This is a genomic window from Nitrospira sp. (assembly GCA_030653545.1).
GTDB lineage: Bacteria > Nitrospirota > Nitrospiria > Nitrospirales > Nitrospiraceae > Nitrospira_D.
In genome coordinates, this window is the sequence record JAURZE010000025.1 from 16,025 (window position 1) to 36,613 (window position 20,589).

Annotated in this window: 19 protein-coding genes; all 19 read left to right on the plus strand. The window is 59.2% G+C overall.

The features are described 5' to 3' along the window. Positions 1-135: 135 nt before the first annotated feature. The 19 genes from Q7U39_11755 to Q7U39_11845 all read left to right on the plus strand — a co-directional run bounded on the left by Q7U39_11755 (position 136) and on the right by Q7U39_11845 (position 20,547). Positions 136-5,067, plus strand: coding sequence for a hypothetical protein (locus Q7U39_11755; GenBank protein ID MDO9118625.1), 4,932 nt, complete (start codon positions 136-138; stop codon positions 5,065-5,067). Positions 5,068-5,295: 228 nt separating this feature from the next. Further along, positions 5,296-5,907: an RNA polymerase sigma factor gene (locus Q7U39_11760; protein ID MDO9118626.1), complete on the plus strand. Its 612-nt coding sequence runs from the start codon at positions 5,296-5,298 to the stop codon at positions 5,905-5,907. Then, positions 5,904-6,257: a hypothetical protein gene (locus Q7U39_11765; protein ID MDO9118627.1), complete on the plus strand. Its 354-nt coding sequence runs from the start codon at positions 5,904-5,906 to the stop codon at positions 6,255-6,257. Before Q7U39_11760 ends, Q7U39_11765 begins: the two co-directional genes overlap by 4 nt. Then, positions 6,241-6,576 (plus strand): hypothetical protein, encoded by a 336-nt coding sequence (locus Q7U39_11770; GenBank protein ID MDO9118628.1) that lies wholly within the window; start codon positions 6,241-6,243, stop codon positions 6,574-6,576. Before Q7U39_11765 ends, Q7U39_11770 begins: the two co-directional genes overlap by 17 nt. Next, the gene (locus Q7U39_11775; GenBank protein MDO9118629.1) at positions 6,573-7,103 is read left to right on the plus strand and encodes a DUF3106 domain-containing protein; all 531 of its coding nucleotides are present in this window, start codon (positions 6,573-6,575) and stop codon (positions 7,101-7,103) included. The genes Q7U39_11770 and Q7U39_11775 overlap by 4 nt, the downstream gene beginning before the upstream one ends. A 113-nt stretch (positions 7,104-7,216) precedes the next feature. Further along, entirely contained in the window at positions 7,217-7,900 is a 684-nt protein-coding gene (locus Q7U39_11780) for a TIGR00266 family protein (GenBank protein ID MDO9118630.1), read from the plus strand. Positions 7,901-8,076: 176 nt separating this feature from the next. Continuing rightward, positions 8,077-9,222, plus strand: coding sequence for a M48 family metallopeptidase (locus tag Q7U39_11785; protein MDO9118631.1), 1,146 nt, complete (start codon positions 8,077-8,079; stop codon positions 9,220-9,222). Continuing rightward, positions 9,219-9,749, plus strand: coding sequence for a metallophosphoesterase family protein (locus tag Q7U39_11790; GenBank protein ID MDO9118632.1), 531 nt, complete (start codon positions 9,219-9,221; stop codon positions 9,747-9,749). The genes Q7U39_11785 and Q7U39_11790 overlap by 4 nt, the downstream gene beginning before the upstream one ends. 188 nt (positions 9,750-9,937) lie before the next feature. Beyond that, a complete protein-coding gene (locus Q7U39_11795) occupies positions 9,938-10,450 on the plus strand; it encodes a DUF3015 domain-containing protein (protein ID MDO9118633.1) in 513 nt (170 codons plus the stop codon). 248 nt (positions 10,451-10,698) lie between these two features. After that, a complete protein-coding gene (locus tag Q7U39_11800) occupies positions 10,699-12,414 on the plus strand; it encodes a DUF4105 domain-containing protein (protein MDO9118634.1) in 1,716 nt (571 codons plus the stop codon). A 216-nt stretch (positions 12,415-12,630) separates the two neighbouring features. Continuing rightward, a complete protein-coding gene (locus Q7U39_11805; GenBank protein ID MDO9118635.1) occupies positions 12,631-12,957 on the plus strand; it encodes a TRL domain-containing protein in 327 nt (108 codons plus the stop codon). A gap of 161 nt (positions 12,958-13,118) precedes the next feature. Next, entirely contained in the window at positions 13,119-13,715 is a 597-nt protein-coding gene (locus Q7U39_11810) for an outer membrane beta-barrel protein (protein ID MDO9118636.1), read from the plus strand. A gap of 283 nt (positions 13,716-13,998) precedes the next feature. After that, on the plus strand, positions 13,999-14,802 hold the full coding sequence (locus tag Q7U39_11815) for a class I SAM-dependent methyltransferase (GenBank protein MDO9118637.1): 804 nt from the start codon (positions 13,999-14,001) through the stop codon (positions 14,800-14,802). Further along, positions 14,799-15,071: a phosphopantetheine-binding protein gene (locus tag Q7U39_11820; protein MDO9118638.1), complete on the plus strand. Its 273-nt coding sequence runs from the start codon at positions 14,799-14,801 to the stop codon at positions 15,069-15,071. Before Q7U39_11815 ends, Q7U39_11820 begins: the two co-directional genes overlap by 4 nt. A gap of 13 nt (positions 15,072-15,084) precedes the next feature. After that, entirely contained in the window at positions 15,085-16,431 is a 1,347-nt protein-coding gene (locus Q7U39_11825; protein MDO9118639.1) for an AMP-binding protein, read from the plus strand. Beyond that, positions 16,421-16,747 carry a hypothetical protein gene (locus Q7U39_11830; GenBank protein MDO9118640.1) on the plus strand — a complete coding sequence of 109 codons (327 nt, stop codon included), beginning with the start codon at positions 16,421-16,423 and terminating at the stop codon, positions 16,745-16,747. Before Q7U39_11825 ends, Q7U39_11830 begins: the two co-directional genes overlap by 11 nt. After that, on the plus strand, positions 16,744-17,640 hold the full coding sequence (locus Q7U39_11835; GenBank protein ID MDO9118641.1) for a hypothetical protein: 897 nt from the start codon (positions 16,744-16,746) through the stop codon (positions 17,638-17,640). The genes Q7U39_11830 and Q7U39_11835 overlap by 4 nt, the downstream gene beginning before the upstream one ends. Then, the gene (locus Q7U39_11840) at positions 17,615-18,229 is read left to right on the plus strand and encodes a LolA-related protein (GenBank protein MDO9118642.1); all 615 of its coding nucleotides are present in this window, start codon (positions 17,615-17,617) and stop codon (positions 18,227-18,229) included. The genes Q7U39_11835 and Q7U39_11840 overlap by 26 nt, the downstream gene beginning before the upstream one ends. After that, positions 18,226-20,547 (plus strand): MMPL family transporter, encoded by a 2,322-nt coding sequence (locus tag Q7U39_11845; GenBank protein MDO9118643.1) that lies wholly within the window; start codon positions 18,226-18,228, stop codon positions 20,545-20,547. The genes Q7U39_11840 and Q7U39_11845 overlap by 4 nt, the downstream gene beginning before the upstream one ends. Positions 20,548-20,589 lie beyond the last annotated feature (42 nt).

Sequence of the window (20,589 nt, forward strand, 5' to 3'; positions counted from 1 at the left end):
GAGAGGGCACCTAGCTTGCAGTCTCGTGGGCGGTTTGACCCTTATATGCGGAATGATCACCGAGTATCTACGATTGGTACAAATCAGCCATCGGTGCGGCTTATAACCTTGTTGTGATCTGCTAGAGTTACTATCGTGCGTGCTGATAAGAAAACTCCACTCAAAGCCGACAAGAAGATTGCGTCCCGTAGTCACAAGCGGGGCGTGATCGGGTATAGCAAGAAGTCCGCTCTTCTCGAAGACGCCATTACCCAAATGAACGCGGGGAAGTATGGGCGGTCGTCAGCCGCGCTGAAAGAATTGCTGGCGCTCGATCCGGCGAATATGGAGGCGCGCCGGCTGTTCGCCACGCTTCATCTTCGATTGGGGAGCCTGCTCCCGGCGAGGCAGGCCTTCGAATCACTGGCGAACGAGGCGCTTGAACGGCAAGACTACTGGCTTGCTGAATCGTTACTCCGCGAGTATCTCGCAGCCGGTCCCCGGTGTGTGCCATTCATTGAAAAACTGGGGTCGGTATACCAGGAAAAGGGAGATGCGCTCGCCGCGTCCGAAGAGTTTGCCAAGGCCATCGACATTCTTATCGAAGATCCGGACCCTGACCGTCCTGCCTTACCTACTGAGCTGTATGCCAAGATTCGGGAGCTAGCCCCGGCTAGTTCTCCTGCATTCCGTCTCGCATCACTCTTCGACGCGCAGACAGGAGAGTTAATTGCTCGCGCGGCGGTTGCGCCGAGCTCGAATCCTGAGGAGGTGCTAGCCCCGCCTGTGACGATGGAACCATCGGAGTCCACAACATCGAATCAATCGACCGCGATGTCTGATCCGGTTTCCGGCGTCATGCCGTGGGATGATCTCCCAGCGGGTACTTCGGTATTGCCAGCCCAGAGCTTCCAGCCTGAGAGCCCAGATCAGGTCGCTTCATCGACAGCTGAGTTGCCCGCAGCATCGGAGGCTTCTTCACTTGCGGACGAGTCATTCGCTCTGCGGGACGGTTTCATTGATGAGGTTCCGGCAGAGCTGAGCGTCAGTCCATCTTCCCAAGGTTCGAGCAGTGACAGTTCAGCCCCGATTGCCCATCAAGGCGCAGCGTCCACCGGATTTTCGCGCACGCATGAGGAGATGCCTGCTACGACTACTGCGTCGCCGGGTTCGGAGTGGGGCGCGGCTTCTCTCCCGATATCGCAAGCTTCATGGAACACGGATTCGAATGAGGCAACGAGCGTGGCTGATGCGGTGCAGCCTCCTCAATCGGATGTGTCCATTACGTTGCCGAGTCCTACCTCGGATGCTTTTCTCGCTCCTCTGCCCTGGGAGCAGGTTCAGGAAGCCACGGTTGCGATTTCTCAACCGGACGGGGAATCCCTCTCGGCGGGTTTCCAGGGGGTAGAGTCCGCCTCCTCGGTCTCACCGGAAATCGCACCAATCGAGGTCGGGTCTTCTGATGAGTCAGGGGAGAAGCAAAAAGAAGAGTCTTCACTACTGGCTGGGACGGGGACAACCCTCTCGTTAGCCACAACAGAAGAATGCTCACCGGATGTGGCTTGGTCGGCACCGGATGTGGTGGCTACTGAGCCGTCAAGTTCTTACTCGCCTTCACCAGAGCCATCGCAGACGATTTCTGCCTCGGGGGAACCGCAGTCAGATGTGCTGGCTGAATCTGTGCCGTTGCCCATGCCATGGGAACAGATACAGGAATCGCCGGTCAGTATTGAGGGGTTCACTCAGGAGTCCATCGCTCTGGCCGGAACGACACCGGATCCACTCTCGACTCAACTCCAGGAAGCTGTTCCTCCTGTAGTCGGCGATCAGGTTATATCTGCGGCTATCGCGAGTTCTCCCGAGCCTGGCGGTCTGGAGTCGCGCGACGCGTCCTTCCTGCTGGACGATGTGCGGTCTTCGCCGGAGAGTCTCGCTGCTTACGAGCCGAGCCCGAAGACGAAGATCGGTGAGTTTTCGTGGGCCTCAATTTTCAATAGTGCTTGGAAGTTTGGCTCGTCGTCTCCGGCCCCGCACGATTCCCTCCAGCATTCTTCGCCGGTTGAACCGCCTGAGGTTGCAGAATCGGCCATATCCCAAGAGGCCGTGGGTACTCCTGTCCTGCACGAGGAACAGACGCCAGCTGTCTCCCCGGGTGCGATGTCGGAATCGATGCCGTTGTCTGGGGATCAGATTCAGGATGCGCCGACTACGATCCCGTTCACTGATAGTGCCCTGAGCACATCAGGGGAGTTTCTGGAGGAGTGTACTGTTGCGGCCGTCGAGCTTCCCGAAGAAGTCGTCGCTCTGGAAGTGCCAGCGGTGGTTCCGGTCATTCAGGATGAACAAGCGGATGTGGTCGCCTCCGAGGAGACGTCAGAAGTAATGCCAGCGTCTGCCAGCTTGGCAGAGCCGGCGGTCTCGTCCATGCCTTGGGATCAGGCCGAGGATACACCTGCACCGATTTCATCCGTTGACAGTGCCATGGGTTTAGCCGTGGAGCCGCTGGTGGAGTCACCAGCGATGCCGGTTGAGTCCATTAGCATGCTTGACGACGCAGCCGTTTACGATGCTCCGCAAGTCGTGCCTCCAGTCGAAGCGCCAGCAGTATCGACAGCTGTTGTGATCGAGGAATCTCGGTCTCTCGAGGTTGTTCAAGTTGAGTCGGCAGAGGTTGCGTTTCGCTTCAAGGATTCCAATCGCGCCGGAGCGGAGCCGACGGCAATCAGTGAGAGTCTCCAGGCACAACCTCAGGCGTTACCAGATGAAAAGCTGATCGACTCACAACCAGCTGCGAGTTCGTCACTGGCCGATGACCGTTTACCGGTTCATTCCGAGGAGTTTCGAATCGTTTCACCAGCAGAACCTTCGCCTGTCGTCCAGGAGTTGGTCAAGCCGGACGCGCCGGTTTCGAGTGCAGCGCCGGCTCTTGCACCCGCGCCCTCTCCGGAATCGGTTCCGCCAGTGTTGCCGCATGAGTTGTTACCGGTACTCCAGACGTTGGTTGACCAACTGTCAGTGGTGACTAAAACCATTCCCGCGATCTCTGCAGAGACGAAATCCTCTGAGGTTGTCTCGCGCGACCAGGAGGTTGTTCCAGAGGCCGCATCCTTACGAGAGCCATCAAAGGCGCCAAGTTCAGCGGAGCTTGCGGCGAATCCCTCCTCAGCGCAGATGCCTCCGACTGAAGAGGGCCCCCCGTCGCAGTGGAAGACCGGCGATGTGGCGGTTCACACTCATCGCCCTTCAGCCAAGAAGCGAAAACCTTCGATCGAGCCAGCCTCCGAGGCCCCGGCTGTCATACCTCCAGCTGACGAATCACCGGCAGTCCCCGCTGATTCGATCCCCCATCTGGCGTCGACGGTCGTTGAGACGGCGGTGCCGGCTACTCCAGCCGTTCAGGAAAAAGAGGAGTGGGTCAGAACCGGTGAGGCCATTCGGTTCATCGATCCGGTTGTCGCCGAGCCCGTCCATCTGATGCCGCCCCCTCCTTCTGCGTCGCACGACGAATGGCCGACGGTCTCTGTTCCGTCTACGGCTGCGTCGGCCGTCGATGTGCTCTTCCAGTCATCGGGCCGTCATACGCGAACCGAGGCGACTGAGCGAACAGCTGCTCTTAAGCCACGTCCACGGTTGAGCGCGAAGCTGGCACGCGTTCGTATTGGCCTGTCGGTGTTCATCGGTTCCTGCTTCTCGACGACGCGTGCGCTCGTGACGTCGATAGTAGGTCTGGCGGTATTGTCTGTGGCGATCGTGACAATGGCCATTGGGGTCGTGGGTCTGACCTGGTTGGTGATGGAAGAAAAACCGAGCCCGGCATTTCAAAGTCTGACGACGTCACCTCAACGCGCCATGATGGATTCCGGCAAAAACGGATACCTGCTCTTGCTCGGATTCGAGGCGGATGCCACGGCGGATCCGGTTCAGGTAGGGTACGAGCGAAAACCGGATGTCAAGGATGTAGGGATGGCCGCGGTTTGCCATGGTGAAAATGAGGGCATGGCAGGAGCTAATCAGAAAAACGCGTCTGCGAGTGTGGCGCAGGGTTGGTACAGGTCGGCAGATCCAGCCGGGCAGTTCATGGTCCAATCGGACAGCCTGAAAGGCTGGACGAGTCAGGCGACGGTGTCCCTCGGCCGTTACCGGCAATGGCTCAAGATGCCGTTTGAGGATTGGGGGCATGGTCAGGCGGTGACACCGCCCTGTGCGGCGATCCTCTTTGCGCATCGACTGCATGTGGCGGAAGGTTTTAGCCAAGGGGCTGTTCCCGAGGCTGGAGTTGAGCGGCTGGAAGGTGACATGGAAGCCTGGCGGACCACGCTCAGCCAGGCGAAGACCCTTCCGGTCAAGATGATGGCGCTCCAGGCGATCAACGATGATATTGCGGTTGCCTCAGGGCTGCTGGTCAAGCCGGACTTCGACGGCAAGGCGCTTCCTCGGATCACGAAGATGCTTCGCCCGCTCGATCCGGTCGAGTCGTCGATGCGATGGCCGATGCAGAGTCAGTTGGTTTTGGCGACCAAGTCGTACGGGGCACAACTCGATGCTGACCGGGGTGAGGACGTGCCGTTCCATGTCAGCGTGGCCAGTATGCTTCCGCTGCCGAAGCAAAGACGATTCAACGACTACGCTGAATACTACGAATCGTCATATAAGGCTGCCGGAGAAGGTCGGTATGGCGCGATGCCAAAGCGCTCCACGTATATCAAACATCCGGCGACCAGCGTCATGGACTATGTAACAAATCCGATTGAAAACATCATCGGCATTGATCCGCTTCCGGCATGGGATCACTACAATGGCTTGGTTGTCGACACCGATGCGCGTCTCCGTCTGGCGAGTCTGCAAGCCTGGCTACGACGCGGTCCGCAGGATGCCGATCTGCTTGCGCGGATCGCGAAAGCCGGTCAACGCTTTTATGATCCCTATACGGGCCTTCCGATGTTGGTCAATCTCAAGAGAGGGGTCATGTATAGTGTGGGCCACGATGGTAAGGACCAAGACGCAGACCCACAGCAGGACGTTGTCGTGTCCATCCCAATCAATCAACCTGCGACAGCTACTGCCAAGCCTGTTCCGAAGTCGAAGTAATCTCACCGGTTTCCTGTCTCACCGCACAGTCGTGACGCTGTTGACCGCCGCGTTCTCGTCGCCAGTCGGTGTCAACCTCAGGCTCCTTAAGACGTTTAGATAAATATGCGGCTTTCTCTGACTGTGAGTCGTGTGGAATGCACGTCTTGACCTAGAGAGCAGATCTCATGACAATTAGGCGCACGGCGCAGGATCGTGTTTCGTCAGCATCGAGGTGAGGAGTTGCGAATGGCTCTCTCTCGTAATCTGACACCGGCCCACAGTGGTCAATGCTATCTGGGGGGGAGGATCTCGACTCTGGAGGAGACACGGGCGCTGGATCGATTTTTAGCCGGGGTCGAACGCCGCGCGTTTCGGATGGCACAGATCGCCACGGGACACGATGACGAGGCGTTGGATCTTGTGCAGGAGGCCATGCTCAAGCTGGTCGAACGGTATGGTGCGCGCGATGAAGCGGAATGGGGGCCGCTGTTTCATCGGGTCTTACAATCGAAGATTCACGATTGGTATCGGCGGACAAAAGTCCGGTCTCGCTGGCGTTTCTGGTTGGGCCGCGACGAGGGCGGCGAGGAAGCCGGCGATCCACTGGACACGATCGCTGATACGACGACTCCGACGGCTGACCACCAACTGAAGGTCAAAGAAGCCTCGGCGGCGCTTGATGCGGCATTGCGTACGCTGCCTTTCCGCCAGCAGCAAGCGTTCTTACTGCGGGCTTGGGAAGAGCTGGATGTGGCGCAAACCGCGGCGGCGATGGGCTGCTCTGAGGGGAGCGTGAAGACACACTATTTCCGTGCCATTCATGCGCTTCGAACGCGATTAGGAAATCATTGGCCATGAATCAGGATCTGCATCACAGCGATCATGAGTTTGTCGGCCAGGCCAAGGTGGTGTTGGATCGTGCCGTCGGCGAGGTAGATCATGCGACGGCCCTCCGACTGCAGCAGGGACGGCTGTCCGCGTTGGATGCCTATGCGCGCCGGTCTCCTTGGCGTACCTGGGTTTCCGGCCTGGCAGTAGCCTCGCTTGCGGCGCTGGCCGTGCTGCTCTGGGCACAACTGGCGGCGCCTCCTCAGCATGCGGCCGTGTCGTTGGATGATTTCGAGCTCGTCACGTCAGTCGAGAATGTCGAGCTAGCCGAAGATCTCGAATTTTTTCATTGGCTGGCCGGTGATGACCAGGCAGGGTAGCGGGCAGACGTGCTTGGGCTGGATGTGCTGCGCGTTGCTGTGGACGGCGGGATCGTCGGCTGCCGCGCCGCCTGAGGCCGCGCAGGCTCCGGATGCCGAGTTCCTGGAATTTTTAGGAAATTGGCACACGGGCGATGGCCGATGGGTCGACCCGTTTCATGCGGCTGAATTATCGGGTGCCGAGGCGGTGGCGCCCCAAAAGGACCAGCGATCCGGGCCGACGCAAGAAACCCCGCGAACGAATCGACGGGAAAGTCGTGAAGGGTCTGATCAGCAGGGGACCCGTCCAATCGATCCCATGCGAGAGATGAAGCGATGATGGGATTTATGCTCAACATTATTCTGCTGTTTGGATGGAGCCTCGCGGCATGGGCTCAGGCTGAATCCCAAGGTGTGCCGTGGAGCCAACTGAATCAGCAGGAACAACAGCTGTTGCAGAAGTTCAATCAGGGCTGGGATCAGCTGCCGGCTGATCGTCAGGAACGTTTGCGCAACGGCGCGCAACAGTGGTCGAACATGAATCCTGATGAACGCACCGAGGCGCGGCAGCGGTTTCAGGAGTGGCGACAGATGTCTCCGGACGATCAACAGCGATTGCGCGACCGGTTCCAGCGATTCCGCGAGTTGCCGCCGGACAAACGTGAGGCCATTCGCAACGCGCGGCAGTGGTTTCGGTCGTTGCCGCCTGAAGAGCGTCACGAGATGCGTCAGCGCTGGAAGAATATGACGCCCGACGAACGGCGCACGCTTCGCCGGCAGTTCAAAAAGAACTTCGATGCCGACGGGTCTGCTCCATCGTCGAATCAGTTCCCGCACCGCGACCGGCCGTTCCGTCCCAACCACTAAGCGATTCCTGATGCGTGCTTGACAGTGCCGCACGCATTCCACAGAATCACTGGGGTGTGAGTCTTGTGTCTGGAACACGTCCAGACTGCGCGTCTATTTCAGGAGATCAATCGATGAAAAGCGAAATTCTTTATCCCGGAGCGTTCCCGATGGTGCGTGTTGAGTTGGCGGCCGGGGAGCACATCAAAGCCGAATCGGGTGCCATGGTAGGTTCGTCACCGACGGTGGATGTCGAAAGTAAGATGGAGGGCGGGTTTCTCGGGGCGCTCTCGCGCAAGCTTTTGACAGGGGAAAAGTTCTTCTTCCAGACTTTGAGGGCCAGTCGGGGACCGGGCGAAGTGTTGCTGGCGCCGACAGTGCCGGGCGAAATCGTCATTCTGGAGCTCGACGGCGTGAACGAATACATGGTGCAGAAAGACGGATTTCTGGCCGGGGCCGACTCCATCACGATTGAGAGCAAGATGCAGAGTTTGAGCCGCGGACTCCTGGGTGGCGAAGGATTTTTCATTCTGAAGATCGGCGGCAAGGGGATGCTGGCGGTGAATAGCTTCGGCGCCATTCATAAGATCGAGCTCAGGCCGGATCAGGAATACATCGTGGACAACAGCCACCTTGTGGCCTGGTCTGCGACGACGTCGTACAACATCGAGAAAGCCGCGTCTGGTTGGGTCGCCAGCTTCACGTCCGGCGAAGGGCTGGTGTGCCGGTTCCGCGGGCCGGGGATTGTGTATATCCAGAGCCGCAATCCGGGCAGCTTCGGGGCCTGGATCAGACAATTCATCCCGGTCTCCGAGTAGCGGATGCTGAAAGCGACAGCGAACTTCGTTCTCGGCTCGATCCAATCCTCAACGTACCCCGCGCGAGGAACGAGCTGTCTTGGCAACTCGGGGTGGGTGGAAGCCAGTCACGCCTCCGGTTTCTGCTCGCCTGCGGCCTCGTTCGAGACCATTTTGAGCAGCCGGGTAAGCTCTAAATGACCACTGCTTTTTCTCCCAACGCACTTTGTTTCGGTGAAGAGTTTCCGGCCACCGGCGCGCCTTGTCTTGTCCAGATCGAAGGCGATGGGCTCGCGATCGCTTATGAGCCGGCAGGATCGACGGCTCCATCTGAGCGAGTGCTCTTTACGGGGGTGGCGGTGTCCGCCGGTGGGCTGGATCATGATCATCTGGTTGTGAAATGGGGGGAGGGCCTGCAGGCCCGCACGTTGTATCTCAAACATCCCGACCTTATCCGGGCCTTCCGTGAAGCGGCGCCGGATCACTTGAGTCAGCCGTTTGAGCAGGCCGCGGAGCGAGTGCGGCAGGTACGCCACCGGCATCGTGTCATGTGGGGGACTGTCGCTGGCTCGATCATGGCTGTGGCGCTGGGGCTCTGGTTCGGAGCTGATCTGTTGGTGGAGATGGCGGTGAGCCGGATTCCGGTCGAGTGGGAGCAGAAGATTGGCGAAGCGGCCTACAAGGATTTTCTGAGCCATCAAGACGTGATGAAAGAAGGCCCTGCCGTCAAGGCGGTCGAAGAGATGACGCAGCGTCTAGCCGAGCAGATTCCGAACAATCCTTACAAGTTTCAAGTCACCGTGGTGAAGAGCGACGTCGTCAATGCGTTTGCGCTACCAGGCGGCTACGTCGTCGTGTTTACCGGCTTGATGAAAAAGGCGGACAGTGGAGAAGAAGTCGCGGGTGTCTTGGGCCATGAGCTCAACCACGTGCTGCAACGCCACGGGATGGAGCGCATGGTGAAAAGCCTGGGCATTATGACCGTGGTTGCGATCATCGTCGGCGATCAGCAGGGGCTGATCGGATTGATGCGCCAAGTCGGCGTCGAACTGCTGACACTCAAGTTCGACCGCGCGCAGGAAATGGAAGCCGACCTGACCGGGCTGCAGTTGGTGTATCGCGCCAAGATCGATCCCAAAGGCATGATCACCTTTTTCCAAAAGCTCTCGGAGAATGACGAGGGACGGTTGGAGTGGCTTTCCACCCATCCGATGAGCAGCGCCAGAGCCGATCGTCTAAAGGCTGAATTGGCGGCTCTTCCGAAGCGCTCTCCCGAGCCCTTCACGTTTCAGTGGAGTGAGGTGCAGGGTGCGCTCGGAGTTTCGCCCGTTGCGGCACCGTGATTGCCAAGGGCCAGACGCACATCGGCGTGATCGCCGATACTCATGGCCTGTTTGATCAGGCGATCATTGCGCATTTCGCAGGTGTCGCAGCCATCCTCCATGCCGGTGATATCGGCGATCCTGAGGTCATTCGGCAGCTCCAGCGGATCGCCCCGGTCATCGCCGTGTCGGGCAACGTCGATGAGTTCGAAGATAGCGGATTCCCCAGGTCGCGCGTGATCCGCCGTGCCGGGGTGACGATTGGAATCCGCCACATCCTGTTCGAGCGCGGGAAGCTGACCGTGGAAGCAAGAGAGTGGTTGGACAAAGAACAGCTCGACGTCTGCGTCTTCGGCCACAGTCATCGTCCGACCATTGAGCGCTATGGCCCAACCCTGTTGTTCAATCCCGGGTCAGCCGGACCGAAACGGTTTTCCCTGCCGCGCGGCGTCGGGATGCTGACCTTCGTTGGAGGGCGGATTGAGCCCAGAGTCATCCCGCTGCAGCGGAAGGCTGATGGAAAGCGCGACGATCGTCACTCGCGCTGAAACAGGAATGGTATGCTGACTCTCACCGTCGTGCAGTGGACATTGTAGAATTCATACGTGGCGATCTCTTTGTGGCTGCGTGTCGCAGATATTTGTTTGAGATTTTGCCGCCGAATTGGTCTATACTTGTAGAAATTTCCCGATAGATTTATTCGGGGAGTCGGTAATTTATCCACTAAGGAGGGCTTATGATGAAGAGAGTGCTCTTGGCATCGTTGGCTGTGGCCTTCATGGGTATGCAGGCGGGCTTGGCGATGGCGGCAAATCCTGACACAGGACCGGGTTGCGGCCTGGGTAAGCTGGCTTGGCAGAATTACCCCCACCAGAAGGTCATCGGTGTCCAGACTATGGAAGCAACCACCAATGGACTCATGGGGAATCAGACGTTCGGGATCAGCAGCGGGACCTCCGGCTGTACCAATGATGGGAAGTTCTGGGCGCAGGAGAAGGTCAATGTATTTGCCGCGCTGAACTTTGAAAACCTGGCGCAAGACATGGCTCAGGGGCAGGGTGAACACCTGACTTCCCTGGCGACGTTGATGGGAATTCCGGCGGCGCAACAGCCGGCGTTCTTCGCGATGACTCAGGAGAAGTATGCCTCCCTCATGTCGGCAGGCGAGACTTCTCCGGTTGCACTCGTGAAAGCGTTGAATGACGCGGTGGCTACGCATCCGATGCTGGCCAAGGTTTCCGCCAACTAGTTGGTATCTCCGTGGGGTTCTGGTTGCAACTACTGGGACCCCACGGTTTCTTCAGAGTCTTCCCGATCACCTTCCTGCTCGTCCTTCTCATGGGTCTGGTTCCGCCTCACGGAATCAGCAGCCCGCTCGGTGATCAGTCTTATCTGAACGAATTGCTCAATCGCGCTGCAGCTCTGCGCCTCGCAGAGCAGCGTGAGTGGCAGGTGCTCCTCCATTACCGCCGAACATGGCTCGGTGGAGTGGAGAGCATGCAAGACGATCCGGGGTTTTTTCTTGCCCCCCAAGGGAAAACCGAGCCGCAGGCCGAGCTTGCCGCCACGCTGACCAAGTTTTTTGTCGACGATGTCGTCGGTCGCTCGAAGCAGCCTGCGCAATGTGCTTTCGTCGGCCGGTATCACTGGTTGAAGGAGCGGCTTCAGTTTGACGATGTGCGATTGCCCCCTCTGCCTTGTGAGCGGTTCAGAAAGTGGTTCGATGAGTTCAACGCCGAGGCGATCAGTCTCATCTTCCCGACGGGGTTCATGAACAATCCCTCGTCCATGTTCGGCCATACGTTCCTACGAGTCGACGGCAAGGACCAGACGCCGCAAACGAGAATTCTGGCCTACACCATCAACTACGCGGCACAACTTCCCCCCGATGCTGGCATCGAGTATGCGTTCAAGGGCGTGGTCGGCTCCTATCAAGGCTACTTCTCGACGATCCCGTATTACCTCAAGGTGCAGGAGTATCGGGATATCGACAATCGAGATATCTGGGAATACCGATTGAAGCTGACCGAGCAACAGGTGACTCGCCTCTTGATGCACACCTGGGAGTTAGGGAATGCTTATTTTGACTATTACTTTTTTGGTGAAAACTGCGCCTACCACATTCTCTCCTTGATAGAGGCGGCTGAACCATCCGCCCATCTGCTGGATGCCTTTCCTGCCTATACGATTCCAGTCGACACGGTTCGGCTCCTGCGAGAAGCGGGGCTTGTTGGAGAGGTGATTTCCCGACCATCCCGCAGTACCCTCGTGCGTCGAAAGCGCACGTCGATGACCGATGATGAGCAAGGGTGGCTCGATCGCTTGATCAGGAACCCTGAAGGGTTGAAGGAGGATGGATTTCGAGCGCTTCACATTGAGAGGCAAGCCTTCGTCTTGGAGACGGCCTCGGATTATCTACTCCAGCACAGTGCCGGAGCAGGGGAGGACGGGGCTCCGTATCGAGAGAAAAACAGGACCATTCTGAGAGCCAGAAGTGAACTCAAAGTCACCCCATCGGCGGTACTGATTGAGCCTTATGTGAAACAACCTGACCTTGGTCACAGGACCAGCCGGCTTGGCCTCGGGGCCGGATGGAGAAACCAGCGAGCATTTGAGGAAGTGAGCTTCCGTGGCGCGTACCACGATCTGCTCGATCCGGAAACTGGGTACACTCCGGATGCGCAGATCGAGCTGGTGTCTGTCGGGATTCGCCATTATCACGATCAGTCACAGGCGCGTGTCGAACGGTTTGGTTTGGTCAACATTACGTCTCTTGCGCCGATCCATGCGCTTTCATCTGTTCCCTCTTGGAAGGTCAATGTCGGCATGAACACGATCCGGCACAACGGCTGCCAGCTCTGCAGCAACGGCGTGGCGAGCGGTGGGATTGGGGCTGCCGTGGAATCCAGTCTGTTCAAACGAGAAGTGTATTTTGCGTTTGCCGAGGCCGAAGCCAACTACAGCCGCGCCTATGAAGAGCGTCACCGTATCGGCGGAGGCGGCACGGTGGGGATGTTGACCGATCTGACGGACCGCTGGAAGCTGATGCTCTCCGGGTCATATCTTCGTTATGCACTGGGCGACAAGTCCGAGGATATCCGCTGGTTTGCCGGGTCCCGCTATACCTTGTCGCAGAACTGGGCGTTGCGGGTGGAATATAATCACCGTGACCGTGATAACGACGTCCTGGTGAGCGTTCAGGCATTCTTTTAGCCAGATATGCTAGACGGAGCGGTTCCTTGCGATGGTCCGGTGAGGTGAAATTGATGCCATTTCTTCAGCTCAAGCTCGAAACATGCGCCCCTATCACGAATTGACAGACGGTATGTCCACCACTATACTCCCGCCAAGTGATTCCTACTGAAAGGTCGGGTGGGTCAATCACACAACTTACTCACAACTCACTAATTTATTAAACGAGGAGGAATCATGAAGCATGCGTATCACGTGTTGTCCCTTGGATTGATTGTTGCGGCTGGTCTGAGCTTGACTGGTTGTCAGATCGTTGCGACTCCGGCGGCGGGCTGGATCTTCACCGATGTGAAGTACGGTGATGTGGCGACGACGGCGACTGCGGCAACGAAAGAGGGCAAGGCCTGCGCGACCTCAATCCTCGGATGGGTTGCGACCGGTGATGCGAGCGTCGCGGCGGCGAAAGCAGCCGGCGGCATCTCCACGGTGGCCTCGGTCGATCACACGGCCCACCAGATCCTCGGCATTGTTGGTGACTATTGCACGATCGTCAAGGGTAGCTGATCCTCGACTATCCGCAATCGAAAGGGCCTTTGGGGCGCAAGTCCCAGAGGCCCTTTTATTTTTGCCAGCGCTGCTGGCTCAATGGAGCGAGAGGTATCCTCGACGCCTGGTTTCTCTCCCAGGCGTTTGCAATTATCCTTCCTTTGTCCCTTGCCCTCCTGATGGTATTCACGCGAGTCGGCCTGGTTTCAGCCGCTGAGACCGGGGACGTTGCCCTTAGCCTGTACACTCTGGGTGCATTTCCTTCAAATCAGGGCCTCTTTGCCCAAGGGAGCAACCCATCTGACACCAGAATTACCAACGGGGCTGGAGCCGGCATCAAGGTCGCGGTGTTTCCACGCAATTTGGGCAAGAGCATCGGGATCGAACTGGAGTCCTCCGGTCACGGGAACGAGATCACCTTTTCTTCCCCGATACGCGCGGGATCCTTAGCCAGTACGAACCTCTGGGTCTTTAATTCGATGGTGAATCTGATTCTTCGCTACCCCGGGAAGACGGTAGTGCCCTACATTGGCCTCGGGGGCGGTCTTTCGAACGGAGTACTTACCCATGCCAACATACCGGGTCGGTCGGACCCGGATCTTGAAGGTTCCTGGACATTCGGCTCTCAATTTTTCGGCGGGGTGCAAGGCAATCTGAGTGAGCAGGTGTTTCTGTTCAGCGAGTACAAATACTTCTCGGCCACCTATCATTGGAAGCAACTCGCGCTGGACTTTCGCTCTCAGTATGCCGTGTTTGGCATCGGGCTGCGCTTCTAAGTCGTCGCGCTCCGAAGTCAGGCACGATGCGCATCCTCGAAGAGGATCCGTTTATCAGCTGGGTGATGCCAAGCGCACGACTGGGCTTGACGGCATGGATTGCCGACGGAGGGTGTGGGATGTCAGACTGTCTGATGGCCGAACCTTTGTGCGTGTAAGGAATCCAATATCTGAGCCGCCATTCCTGATCTGTTGGATCAGGAGCCGATAGCGCATCGCCCACTTGCCCGTCCGAAACAGTCCTGCTACAAGAGTGGCCGTCAGGCGTTTCAGGAGGCCTATCGTGAGTTATTCCACAGATCCAGCCGGCGACCGCTCCGAGGCCCAGGTCCCGATGGTGCCGGTGGCACCGCATCCTCCGTTGCGCCGCTATTATGCCGAAGGCGACGAACGGCAAGTGTTCTTGAACGAGCTGTTCGATCGCACGGCCTACCAGTACCGCAATATCGATAAAGCGACCGGATTCGGATCCGGCATGTGGTATCGGGCCAAGGCGTTGCGTGAAGCCGGACTCAAGCCCGGTATGCAGGTGCTGGATGTCGCCTGCGGGCCGGGGTTGGTCTCGCAATGCGCGCGCGAAATCGTCGGCCTGTCCGGTTCGGTCGTCGGGCTCGATCCCAGCATCGGCATGTTGCGGGAAGCGCAGAAGGGGCCTTGTCAGAATTTTGTACGGGGCATCGGCGAGCAGTTGCCGTTTCCCGATCGGACGTTCGACTTTCTGAGCATGGGATACGCCCTCCGCCACGTTTCCGATCTCAAGACCGCGTTTTCAGAATATCGCCGGGTCTTGAAGCCTGGAGGGATCGTGCTGCTCCTGGACATCTGTCGCCCGCGGTCGCCCCTTTTCCTGTCGCTGTCGCGGTTCTATATTAAGACGGTGATGGGGATGGTGTTTGCTGCGTCGACCGGCAATCGTGATATGAAAACACTGATGGAATACTGGTGGGACACCACGGAGTATTGTGTGCCGTCGGAGACGATTCTGGAGGCATTGAAAGAAATCGGGTTTGCCGATTGCTCGTTGCATGAACTCTTCAACGGACTCCTGCGGGACTACCGGGCGGTGAAAGTCGAGAAGCCCACATGACAGATTCATTCGCCTCGCCTTTGGAGCGGGACCTGGCTGGCTTGATCGTTCAGACGCTCAAGTTGAAGGTCGATCCCGCCACGATTGATCCGACGCAGGCGCTGTTCGGGGACGGACTCGGGCTCGACTCCATCGATGCCTTGGAACTCTCGCTCGCCATTTCCCAAACATACGGCTATCAACTCAAATCGAGCGATCCGGAGATCAAAGCGATCTTTTCCTCCCTGCGGGCGCTGGCCGGCGCGATCGAGAAAAACCGTACGAAGTGAATCATGTGGTGCCATGCACGACGCTCCACTGATTGGCCCCTACAATCCGGAAGACGTGTTGGCGTGGGAGGGCGATGGCCCACGCACCGCCCGGCAGTTCTTATCCGATGTCACCCGCCTTGCCGATTCTCTGCCTGATCGTCCGGCGGTCTTGAATCTCTTGTCCAGCCGGTATGAGTTTCTGGTCGGCTTCGCGGCGGCGATGCTGCGGGGGCAGGTGACGTTGCTGCCCCAGAGCCGGGCGTCTCAGACATTGCGCCGGATCGCCGGCGACTATCGTGAGAGTTATTGTCTGACCAATCAGGATGAACCGGTCGAGGGGATTGAGTCCGTGGTCCTGCAGCGGCACGGAAGCCTCGCCGGATGGCCGAAGCGGATCCCGCATATCCCGCTCAATCAAGTCGCGGCCATCGCGTTTACCTCAGGCAGCACCGGCCAACCGATGCCGAACCAAAAAACCTGGGGGGCCTTGACGGCGGTCGCCCAGGCGACGGGAGCCAGGCTTGGCCTAAAGGTCGGCGAGCCAGCATCGGTGGTGGCGACCGTGCCGCATCAGCATATGTTCGGGCTGGAAGCTTCGGTGATGTTGCCAATCATGCAGGGGTTGGTCATGCATGCGGGGCGACCGCTCTTTCCTGCCGACATTCGTGACGCCTTGGCCGGGGTGGCGGGGACGCGCATTCTCGTGACGACGCCGTTGCATCTCCGTGCCTGTGTGACCGAAGGCCTGCGCATGCCGCCTCTTGGATTGATCCTCTCTGCAACCGCGCCGTTGTCCCGAAGTCTGGCGCAAGAAGCCGAACGGCATTTTCACACCCACGTGCATGAAATATTCGGTTTTGCCGAGGCGGGCAGCGTGGCGGAACGGCGAACGATCGAGGGTGATCGCTGGCGACCGTTGGACGGGGTGCGCCTCGCACAGGACCAGGCGGTGTGGACAGTGCAGGCCGACTATCTGCCGGTTCCGGTCCGGGTGCCGGACCGCATCACCGTCGATGCGGAAGGGCAGTTCGTGGTGCATGGCCGGGAAGCCGATCAGATCAATATCGCCGGCCATCGCGTCTCGCTCGGCGATCTGAACCAGAAACTGCTGGAGATCGAGGGAGTGCAAGACGGAGTCTTTTTCCTGCCCGAAGAGGGGGCCGATCTGGTGACCAGACTGATCGCCTGTGTGGTGGCACCGGGGAAAACCGTAGAAGAGATTCAGCAGGCGTTGCGCCGGCAGATCGATCCCGTGTTTCTTCCCCGTCCGCTCCTGCTCGTGCCGCAACTGCCCCGCAACGGGACGGGCAAATTGCCGCGCGAGGCCTTGTTGCTGTTCGCCAAGCAATATGCGAGAGGGTTGCCGCATGAAGCATGAACGTGTCGTCTCGATCAGCCGGGATCATCCGGCTCTGCCCGGCCACTTCCCCGGCCATCCGGTCGTACCCGGCGTGGTGATCTTGGACGAAGTCATCGAGACGCTACGTCTTCAAGCGGGGCAGGCGCTGGTCGTCACCGGCCTGCCTTCGGTGAAGCTCTCCTCTCCGCTCTTGCCGGGCCAGCCACTGACCATCGAGATCGAACAGGACGAGACTGACATGGCGGTCTTTACCTGCCGAGTTGATCAACGGATCGTGGCCGCCGGCTCGATGCGCGTTCAACTCCCGGCCGCCGGGCTGGCGAGAAAGCCATGACGGTCGCCTGGAAACAGCAAGCGGAGCGCGGCAGTCCGGTCGCAATACGTCTCATGGCCTGGGTAGCGCAGTCGTTGGGGAGGCCGCTCGCCCGCGCGCTGCTCTATCCAATTTGTCTCTACTATCTCTGCGGCTCGCAGCAGGCGAACCGGGCCCTTCGCCGGTATTATGAGCATCTCCAGGGCCGTGCCCCAAGCTGGCCGGCGCTTTTTCGTCACTATCACTCGTTTGCCTCGACGCTTCTGGACCGGGTGTATTGTTTGCGGGGCCGGTTTGATCTGTTCGATATCCGCGTTCATGGGCTTGAAGTGTTGGATGGGGTGTTGGCGCAGGGGCGCGGCTGTCTCTTGCTGGGGTCGCATCTTGGCAGTTTCGAGATTGTAAGGGCGGTCGGGCTGTCGCGGGAGCAGATAGCCGTCAAAGTGCTGATGGACGAGCAGAATGCCCCCTTGATCCGAGCCTTGATACAGGAATTGAATCCCGCTGTCGCCGAGACGGTGATTCAAGTCGGCGGGGTGGATACGATGCTGCAAGTTCAAGAATGCCTGGCCCGCGGCGGCGTGGTCGGCATCATGGGCGATCGGCTGATGGCGGAGGATCAATCGGTGCGCTGTGAATTTCTCGGCGAGACCGCGGCGTTTCCGACCGGATCCGTGCGGTTGGCGCATGTCGTCCGCGCGCCGGTCGTGCTGTTTTTCGGACTCTACCGGGGAGGCAACCGGTACGACATTCATTTAGAATTATTGAGTGAGTCCCTTCGGCTGCATGCGGACGATCGGCAAGAGGATGTGCGGCGCTGGACGCAGACATATGCGGAGCGGCTGGCGCATTACAGTCGAGAAGCACCGGACAATTGGTTTAATTTCTATGATTTTTGGCAGGCCTCTTCGTAAAGCCATCACCGGTATCTCTTTCTTGCTCCTGCTCGGCAGCGGGGCTCTGGCGGCGGTCGATGTCCCCACTGCGCCGTGGACGATCGACGGGCTGGTGGCGCTCCTCAAGGAGCAGCGCGAGCCCTCCATGCGGTTTGAAGAAGCGACCTACTCGTCATTGTTGACCGAACCGTTGAAGGTACGGGGCCTGTTGCGGTTCACTCCGCCGGCGACGATGGAGAAAGCCATTACCGAGCCGTTTCGCGAGCGGTACGTGATTGACGGAGACCGGGTGTTGTTTGAGAGCGAACGGAAAGGGATCAAGCGGTCGATCTCGCTCGAAGACTATCCCGCGCTCCGCAGCTTTGTCGACGCCTTCCGCGCGAGTTTTACCGGCGACGCGGCTCGGCTGCAGAAAGTGTATGACGTCACGCTGGAGGGCACCCGCCGCCAATGGACGTTCTTGCTGCGCCCTCGCGAGGCGGGCGGCCAGTCGATGGTGGATTACATCCTCTTCACCGGATCGGAGGGCCGGGTGGCGACGATTGCCATTCGTTTGCCGGACGGAGATCGATCGGTCATGACCGTGCTGCGGGAATCCACACGATGAGCCGGCGGTTCGGTGTGATGGGGCTCTGGACTCTGGCGATGGTCTGCGGACTGTGGCTGGCGGCGACGCAGGTGTCCGTGCATAGCGAGCTGGCCGACCTGTTGCCGGAAGGCACGACGGCGACCCAACGGTTGCTCCTCACGCAAGTGCGAACCGGCGTGGCAGGCCGGCTGATGCTTCTGGCCATCGAAGGTGGAGATCCGGATGATCTGGCTCAGGCCAGTCAAGAGTTCGGTACGCGACTTCGTGCGACCGGGCATTTCAACATCATCGGGAATGGCGCTCAGGCTCTGTCGAAACAGGATCAGGAGCTGCTGTTCCGGTCTCGCTATCTGTTGAGTCGGCAGGTGACTCCGGAGGCATTCTCGGTGGAATCCTTGCGTCAATCGCTGGAACAACGGCTTGACGACCTCCGTTCCCCCCTGGCATCCATGATTAAAGAGACGATTCCAGGAGATCCGACGGGAGCTTTTCTGGGGATCCTCAAAGACTGGGCGGGGCAGGAGGGGCCGGCGAAACATCGCGGTGTCTGGATGTCGGAGGATCATACGAAGGCCTTGCTGGTCGCGGAAACGAGAGCGACAGGGTTTGACGCTGATGCGCAGGCGACGATTCAGCAGGACATCCGCAAGACGTTCGAGGCGTTGCCGGGCCGTTCTGCGTCGCTTCGTGTGGTGATGAGCGGTCCCGGTGTGTTTGCCGTGGAGATCAAGCAGACCATCGAAGCGGAGATCTGGTGGCTCTCAACCGCTGCGTCTACACTCGTCGTGCTCTTTCTCTATGCGAGCTATCGGTCGGTGACGTTGGTCCTGCTGAGCGTGATCCCGCTGTCGACCGGCATTGTCGCGGGCGTGTTGGCCGTCAATAGTTGGTTCGGCTTTATTCACGGTATCACGCTCGGTTTTGGCATCACCCTGCTGGGGATCGTCGACGATTACCCCATCCACTTATTCAGCCATTTAAATGTGCGAGGCTCCGCGCCGGCTGTGATCCGGGCGATCTGGCCGACGATGCGCCTGGGTGTACTTACCACGGTGATCGGGTTTTCCTCCCTGCTCCTGTCCGGATTTCCTGCCTTGGCGCAGTTGGGCCTCTTTGCGGTGGTGGGACTCGTCACGGCGGCGCTGGTGACCCGGTATGTGCTATCGGTCTGTGTCCCGCCGGCGTTTATTCCACGGGATGTGCCGCAAAAGATCGTTCCGGCGGTGGCACAGCTCACCCGGGCCAAGTGGCTGGTGCCGGGGGCGGTCGTTCTTGCGACATTCATGCTGTTATGGTCTGATACACCTCTGTGGCAAACGGATCTTGCGAGTCTGAGTCCGGTGTCGGACGCCAGGAAGCGGCTGGATGAGCAGCTCCGTCAGGACCTGGGCGCGCCGGATGTCCGGGATTTGCTCGTCATCGAAGGACCGACGGCTGAAGATGTGCTCCAACGCGGGGAAGCCGTGATATCTCAATTGGAACAACTGCGAACCGGCGAGATGGTGGCGGGCTACGACCTGGTTTCCTCATATCTGCCGAGCCGCCGCAGTCAGCAGGCCAGGCAGCAGGTTCTTCCTGAGCGGAGCGTGCTGGAACATAACCTCCAGACCGCGCTATCGGGGCTGCCGTTCGCACCCGGACTCTTTACTCCGTTTCTTGACGCGATCGATGCTGCGCGGACACAACCGATGATCGACCGCGACACATTCAAAAGTACCGCCGTGGGAATGAAGCTGGGGTCATTGTTGATTGAGCAACAGGGCCAATGGTCTGCCGTGGTGCCGCTACGGGGAGTGGCAGACAGGGCGCGCCTCGCCGAAATCGTGGCAGGCTGGCACGCTCCTGGAGTGGCCTACGTGGATCTCAAGGAGGAGTCCAACCTGTTGATGACGGCCTATCGCGATCGAACCCTTGCGATCGTGGCCTGGGGGCTGCTGGTGATTGCCGTCGTGCTGGCGGTCGGGCTGAAGTCGATCAGCGTGCTGCGGCCGGTCCTGTTACCCATGATGAGCGCACTGGTTGTGGTCGTCGCCCTCGTGAACGCGGCGGGCGAATCGCTCTCGCTTTTTCACGTCGCGACGTTTCTGCTCGTCATCGGGCTCGGCCTCGACTACGCGCTGTTTCTCAACCGGCCGGAGGGCACGGGCGAGGAGCGCGCACGCACCCTGTATGGTTTACTGGTTTGCAGCGCCACGACGATTCTCGTGTTCGGTGTGCTGGCCTGTTCGGCGATTCCGGTGCTGCACGCGATCGGCCTGACCGCTGCGATCGGATCGTTCTGCTGCCTGCTGTTTGCCGGGATGATGGCGGATGAGGGGGCTCATGCCGAGGCCTAAACGACCGATGACACCGTTGACGCTCTCGGCCTACACGCTGGT